Genomic DNA, 347 nt, shown 5'->3' with positions numbered 1-347 from the left:
TGGGGTGGGCGGGTTCTCCGGGCTGCTCCTCGGGTCGGTGACCCTGGGTGTCGCGGGACACGCGCCGGGGCCGGTGGTCGTGGTCCGCGAACCGGCCGGCACCGGGCATGGCCAGGTCGTGGTCGGTGACGACGGTTCCGACGCGGCGGCGGAGGCGCTGCGTTACGCGGTCGAGCAGGCCCGCGCCCGCGGCGCGCGGATCCTCGTCGTGCACGCCTGGCAGCAGGCGATCACGTCCGCCTACGGTCTGGACTTCAGCGGTGTTCTGGAGGACTCCTTCCGGGAGGAGTGCCAGGCCGCCCAGGAACGGATCGTGGCCTGGCGGGGCGAACACCCCGATGTCGAGA

1 protein-coding gene is annotated in these 347 nt (G+C 73.5%); it reads left to right on the top strand.

The features are described from left to right. The coding region (locus FAF44_RS53900) for a universal stress protein (protein WP_237111216.1) at nt 1-347 on the top strand (347 nt) is incomplete at both ends.

Origin of the sequence: Nonomuraea sp. MG754425, from assembly GCF_021699195.1 — a bacterium.
Classification (GTDB): Bacteria; Actinomycetota; Actinomycetes; order Streptosporangiales; family Streptosporangiaceae; genus Nonomuraea.
The sequence above is the reverse complement of the archived record's forward strand: the minus strand, read 5'-3'. Positions and strand labels throughout refer to the sequence as shown.